Source organism: Pseudomonas luteola NBRC 103146 (genome assembly GCF_002091675.1).
Lineage (GTDB): Bacteria > Pseudomonadota > Gammaproteobacteria > Pseudomonadales > Pseudomonadaceae > Chryseomonas > Chryseomonas luteola.
The window spans coordinates 148,557-154,722 of the sequence record NZ_BDAE01000011.1 but is presented as its reverse complement, the minus strand read 5'-3'; the positions used below and the strand labels follow the sequence as shown (position 1 = coordinate 154,722).

At 47.1% G+C, this 6,166-nt stretch carries 4 protein-coding genes; all 4 read left to right on the top strand.

What is annotated here, in order from left to right:
- The first annotated feature begins 53 nt into the window (after positions 1-53).
- Positions 54-407: a flagellar protein FlaG gene (locus PLU01S_RS13870; RefSeq protein ID WP_074825190.1), complete on the top strand. Its 354-nt coding sequence runs from the start codon at positions 54-56 to the stop codon at positions 405-407.
- Between the two features lie 74 nt (positions 408-481).
- Positions 482-1,897, top strand: coding sequence for a flagellar filament capping protein FliD (fliD, locus tag PLU01S_RS13865; protein ID WP_074825192.1), 1,416 nt, complete (start codon positions 482-484; stop codon positions 1,895-1,897).
- 155 nt (positions 1,898-2,052) lie between these two features.
- On the top strand, positions 2,053-5,586 hold the full coding sequence (locus PLU01S_RS13860) for a glycosyltransferase (RefSeq protein WP_074825193.1): 3,534 nt from the start codon (positions 2,053-2,055) through the stop codon (positions 5,584-5,586).
- Positions 5,587-5,769: 183 nt separating this feature from the next.
- The gene (gene fliS, locus PLU01S_RS13855; RefSeq protein WP_074825195.1) at positions 5,770-6,156 is read left to right on the top strand and encodes a flagellar export chaperone FliS; all 387 of its coding nucleotides are present in this window, start codon (positions 5,770-5,772) and stop codon (positions 6,154-6,156) included.
- Positions 6,157-6,166: the final 10 nt, after the last annotated feature.

The window sequence follows — 6,166 nt, the reverse complement described above, 5'->3', positions numbered from 1 at the left end:
AAACGAGGGGATGCGAAAGCATCTCCTCGTTTTCTTGTTTGTGAGGTGATGGCATGGACATGAATGTCAGACTGAACACGGCTTACGCTCACAGCGGAAGCGCCAGCAAAGCAAATACAGACTCCAGCGAAACTCAACTATCGAAGGATGTGACTTCGCCTAAGTCTGAAAAGACGAAGCCGGACGGCGAAACACTTGAGCAGGCTGTAAAAAGTATTCAAGAGTTTGTTGACTCGGTGCAGCGAAACCTTGAGTTCTCCATCGACGACAGTACCGGTGCGGTAGTCGTAAAGGTCATTGCCAAGGCAAGCGGTGAGCTTATTCGGCAGTTGCCCTCGGAAGAAGCTCTCAAGCTGGCACAGAGCCTGAAAAGTGAAAATCCAGCATTAATTCAAGACAAGGTCTAGTGGCTGGCTTGATTCATGCTTAAGCAATGACAACAGCGGCTACGTAGTCAAAAGTTTGTTGAGGTGGGACTAATATGGCAGGCACATCAGTTAGCGGTATCGGTACGGGAATTGATACCAAGTCTATCGTTACAGCTTTGGTTAATGCTGAAAAAGCACCGAAGCAAAACCAGATTGATACGCAAACCAAGAAGACCCAAACCACGCTTTCGGCTATTGGTAGCCTCAAAAGCGCTTTGGAGACCTTTCAATCTGCATTGGATAAACTGAATACAACGTCTTCTTTTGTTGGTTTGAGTGCTAAATCATCCGATGAAAAGGTCGCTACCGTTACGTCCAGCAATAGCGCGGTAAATGGCTCTTACAAGCTTAACGTCAGTAATCTGGCCTCCAGCTCCAAAGTGGCGACGCAGGTCATGGCAACTGATGCCACAACCTCGGCTGCCGGTAAGCTGACCATTACTCAAGGCTCGGCCTCGGGTACGGGAACGTCATACGACATTGATATTCCGGCGGGAGCATCGCTTACGGGTGTACGTGACGCTATCAATCAGCAGCTGCAAACCAAGGGTATCACCGCCAACATCTTGAGTGATGCCAATGGCAGCCGTCTGGTATTGAGCTCGACGACTACAGGGGCAGGCACCGACCTGTCCATTTCCACTCAGGACAGCGCCCTGTCTTCCTTCCAGGTAGATGGCACCGTCCAAACCAAGGATGCCAACGGCAATTTGGTGAGCGGTTTTGTAGATGCACGCCCTAAGGACGCCAGCTTTACGATTGACGGGTTGGCCATGACCAGCGCCAGCAATACGCTGGATAAAACGATTAGTGGCTTGACTGTAAACCTGGTAAGTACCGGCTCTTCTACAGTTGAAGTTTCCACTGACAAGGAAGGGCTTAAAAAATCTGTTCAGACCTTTGTGGATGCATACAATGCTCTGATAAGTACCACGAGCTCTCTGACTAAAGTGTCTTCCACCGTCTCTTCTAGCTCGACCACCACTTCGGCTGCTGCTCTGACTGGTGATGCCACTGTTCGTAGTTTGCTCAGTGATATCCGTAATGAGTTGGTAAATACCCAGAGCTCAAGCTCTACAGGTATTAGCATGTTGTCTCAGCTGGGTATTATGACCAAGCAAGATGGTACGCTTGAGGTCAACAGCACAAAGTTGGACAAGGCACTGACGGAAAATTACTCTGCCGTTTCCGGTTTCTTTACGGGCGATACAGGAATTCTTAAGCGTCTGGATAACAAGGTAGATAGTTATACCGCGTCAAAAGGCATTTTGGATAATAGAAAGACGAGCCTTCAGAGTACTCTGGATAGCCTGTCCGATCAGCAAGATGCTCTTGATTTGCGTATTGAAAACCTTCAAACCGCACTTAGTGCGAAATACAATGCTATGGACTCTTTGGTTGCTCAGTTGAACGCAACAAGTACTAGCGTGCTGACTACGCTAAATGCACTTAACAACAGAAAAGAGTAATTTTGCTTGATAATAAAAAACCCGGCTTGCCGGGTTTTTTATTATGCGGACTTTATAGTCCGAAGGGCTTTGGCATGCATAGTGCATGAGAGGTGCTCAGATGTGCGTCAGCTCATATTGTTGACGCTCAATGATATATCTCTTCAGGGGTCATCATGATCAACGGCGAAACGATTGGTTGCGCAATAGTTACCTATAATCGACCAGACTCTTTTCTGAGACTATATAACAGTATTCCTAAAGATAAGGTTGATTACTTTATTGTTGTGAATGACGGCAAGTATCATGCTGTTTTTGATAACATAGAGGTCGATGAATTTGTTCATCATGAAGTAAATAAAGGTGTTGGTGCATCCAAGAATGATGCGTTGTCACGTTTCATCGAGCGTGGGATTGATCATGTTTTTTTGATCGAAGATGATATTTATATAACAGATCACGCAGTTTTTGAGGAGTATATAAAAGCTTCAAAAATTAGTGGTATAGAGCATCTGAATTATAGTCAGCATGGGGTCGCGAATAAGATTGGAAAAGCCATGCTGCCAAATCCGAAGGCAATCCTGACCTATAGAGATGTAAAAATTCCTTTATATGGTGGAATTGTAGGGGCTTTTTCCTATTACTCAAAGCGTTGCCTTGAAGCTGTTGGGCTGATGGATAGCCGTTATTACAATGCATTAGAGCATGTTGATCATACTTACGAAATAATCAAGGCTGATTTACACCCTCCTTATTGGTATTTTGCTGATATTGATAAGTCTTGGGATTATTTTGGCGAAGATGAGTGGTCGCAAGAGCAATCCACTATTTCTGGTAAAGAAAGTCATTTAAAAATTGTCGAGGCAGCGGCTCAGGTTTTTATTGAGAAGCACGGCTGTACCCCAAAGCAGGTGCCTGATGTAGGCGTTATAGGTACTGCTCAGGCGCTGAAAGGCTTAATGCAAAAAGGCGGCTTGATTAAAACAGATGAAGATTTTTATAAGTGCGTAAAAGTTGAGCGTAGAAGCGAGTTCGACAATATAGGTGCTGATGCGGCTTTGAGGTTTTGGCTGTCGCGGAGAGCGCCAACGGTATTGTCATTAAAGCTTGTTGAGAAGAGCCTACAAGAGAGTTGCGGTGGGCCAAGGTTTGGTATTTTTGTTTTAGATCGTGACGGAAATATCAATAAAATAATTGAGACGTTACAGAGCTTGAACGACTGCTTCTACCAGAACTTCGATATCACCGTGTTATCTCCTTTGGATTTACCCAAGGATTCTGGCTCTGATGGTTTGCGTTTCATAAAGTCAGAAGCTGGTTTTATCAATCATGCGAACCGTGAAATCGTTAATACCCATTGTGATTGGGTCCTGACGGTACAGGCTGGTGAGACGTTTACACCGTTCGGTTTGCTGACAATGGCCCAAGAGCTAATTGCTGTACCCGACTGTCAGGCTGTTTATGCCGATAGCCTTCATAAGGAGACAGATGGTTCTCTTGCTGCAGCTGCGCTAAGACCTGCATTTAGTCTGGATTATTTCTTGAGCTACCCTGGGGTTATGGCAACTCACTGGCTCATGAAAAAAGAGAAATTCATCGAACTGGGCGGTTTCGACCCAGCATTTGATCAAGCCTATGAGTTCGATTTGCTGACGCGTTTCATTGAAAGCAATGGTTTGGCTGGCATTGGCCATGTCGATGAGGCGCTTTTAAGTGTAGAAAAGCCGGCGTTTGGCGCATCCTTTGAGGAACAAACTATCCTCGCACGTCATTTGGTATCTCGTGGCTATGAGCACGCTCGTGTTTTGAGCCTAGGCGAGGGTCGTTATCGTGTTATCTATGGCCATGAAGCGCAGCCTCTCGTATCTATCGTAATTGCTGCAAAAACGACACAGGCCAGTCTGGAGAGATGTCTTGAGAGCTTGCTTTCCAAAACATCCTACACTCGTTTTGAGCTTCTTATTGGGGCTGATGCAAGTTGTCCTGAATCTACGGTTGGCTGGCTAAGTGAGTTGAAAAAACTTGTCCTACCAAGATTTTCTATCACTGTGTATGACGAAAATCTGGATACAACCGTTATCCGGAATCAACTTTGCCGAGAAGCAAAAGGCGATTATGTTCTCTTGTTATCAGCAGATGTAGAGATTATTCAGTCCTCCTGGCTGGACGAGATGCTCAATCATGCATTAAGGCCAGAAGTAGGAATTGTCGGCGCTAAAGTTCTGTTTCCTACCGGATTGGTCCGTCATGCTGGAATGATTCTTGGTCTGCGTGGTCCGGTAGGCTCTGTGCATGTAGGTGAGCCAGCCAATGCATCAGGTTATATGGAGCGCCTGGTAACTGATCAGAACTACAGCGTCGTCAGCTCTGATTGCATGCTGGTTAGACGCTCTGTTTATGAGCAAGTCGAAGGTCAGGATGAGGCCGTATTCAAGGCCGGTTACGCGGATATTGATCTGTGTCTCAAGATTAAGACAGAAGGCTATTTAACTGTCTGGACGCCCCACGCTTTGATGACTCAGTGGGGTGCTGATGACAGTCGCAGTAATAATTATGATCAGTACAGCTCTTTACAGGCTGAGCGACATGCTCTGTATGAAAAGTGGCTGCCGCTATTGGCACGCGATACTGCGTATAACCAGAACCTTTCCCTGGATGGCTTTGGCTTCGAGTTAGCTTATGAAAAGGCGCGAGAGTGGAGCAAGATTGGCACAAGTTCTTTACCAAGACTGTTAGTACACCCCTCTGATTCGGGGGGCTGTGGACACTATCGCCATCGTCAGCCATTCAGAGCCATGCAGGAGGCAATGCTTGTTGATGGTGCGATTGTTGATAAGGCGATGCTGTCCCCTGTGGAGCTTGAGCGTTTTGATCCTGATGTGATTTTGTATCAGCGGCAGTTTACACCTCAGGGCATCAATCAGATTGAAGAAGGGCGTTATGCGTTTTCGAAAGCCTTCCGAGTCATTGATATGGATGACTACTATGTGGATGTCCCTAAAAAAAGCATTCACCGAAACGCAATGCCCAAGGATGTGGACAAACTGATTCAGGTTGTCTTGGATAGGGTTGACCGTTTCGTTGCCTCAACGGCGCCTTTGGCTGACGCATTCTCTAAATATCACCGTGATATACGTGTGATGCCTAACTATTTGCCTGTGGATTGGTGGGGTAACTTAAAGGCAGAACGACGTGTTGGGCCCAAACCACGAGTGGGTTGGATTGGTGGTACCAGCCATACAGGAGATCTGGAACTTCTTGTTGATGTGCTCAAAGAGTTGGCGGATGAGGTGGACTGGATTTTCATGGGCATGTGCCCTGAAAAATTGCGCCCCTATATCAAAGAGTTTCACAAGCCTGTGCCTATCGAACCCTATCCTGAAAAGATGGCTAGTTTGAATCTGGACTTGGCATTGGCGCCTCTAGAGCAGAATCGCTTTAACGAATGTAAAACGAATCTGCGCCTGCTGGAGTATGGAGCTTGTGGATTCCCGGTCATCTGCACTGATATTGTGACCTTCCGTTCTGGCTTGCCCGTAACATTCGTGCAAAACGAGACGAAGGCCTGGGTGGATGCCATTCGCATGCATCTGTCCGATATGGATGCTACGGCCAAGGCGGGCGACGCGCTTCGTGAAGCGGTGTTGAGAGACTGGATGTTGAATGGTAGTCGTCTTGAGGCATGGCGCGATGCGTGGCTACCTGACTGATCATTAGGGTGCTGTTCATGCTGGGCATAAAGAGTGGTCTACCTGCTCTTTATGTCCAGCCATTTACGCTTGCCGATAGCCACCTGGTTCTAGTTGTCAGCAAAAGTTCGCATCTTCTTTTAAAGCTTTCGCGTTCAAGGCCGACATTATCTACATCAAATTTATACGTGAGGAATTCATTCCATGTATACGCAATCGGCCATGCGCCACTATCAGCAAGTCAGCACTCAGGCTCAAGTATTAGAAGCGAGCCCCCATCGACTCATCCAGATGTTGATGGAAGGTGGCTTGTCACGGCTCGCGCAGGCTAAAGGTGCCATGAGCCGCGGCCAGATCGCGGAAAAAGGGGTTCTGATCGGCAAAGCCATCGATATCATTGGCGGCCTTCGAGAGGCTTTGGATCCCGAAAAGGGCGGACAGATCGCCAGCAACCTAAACGAACTTTATGTGTACATGACAACCAGTCTGATCGAGGCAAACCGTAAGAACGATATGGCCAAAATCGATGAAGTTGCCAAGCTTCTGCGTACCGTCAAAGAGGGTTGGGACGGTATCGCACCCGCAGCCTGAGAACATTGGA

Bases quoted from the DNA above. Each gene is read 5' to 3' on its own strand.
- PLU01S_RS13870 (WP_074825190.1), top strand. From the start codon at position 54: ATGGACATGAATGTCAGACTGAACACGGCTTACGCTCACAGCGGAAGC.
- fliD (WP_074825192.1), top strand. From the start codon at position 482: ATGGCAGGCACATCAGTTAGCGGTATCGGTACGGGAATTGATACCAAG.
- PLU01S_RS13860 (WP_074825193.1), top strand. From the start codon at position 2,053: ATGATCAACGGCGAAACGATTGGTTGCGCAATAGTTACCTATAATCGA.
- fliS (WP_074825195.1), top strand. From the start codon at position 5,770: ATGTATACGCAATCGGCCATGCGCCACTATCAGCAAGTCAGCACTCAG.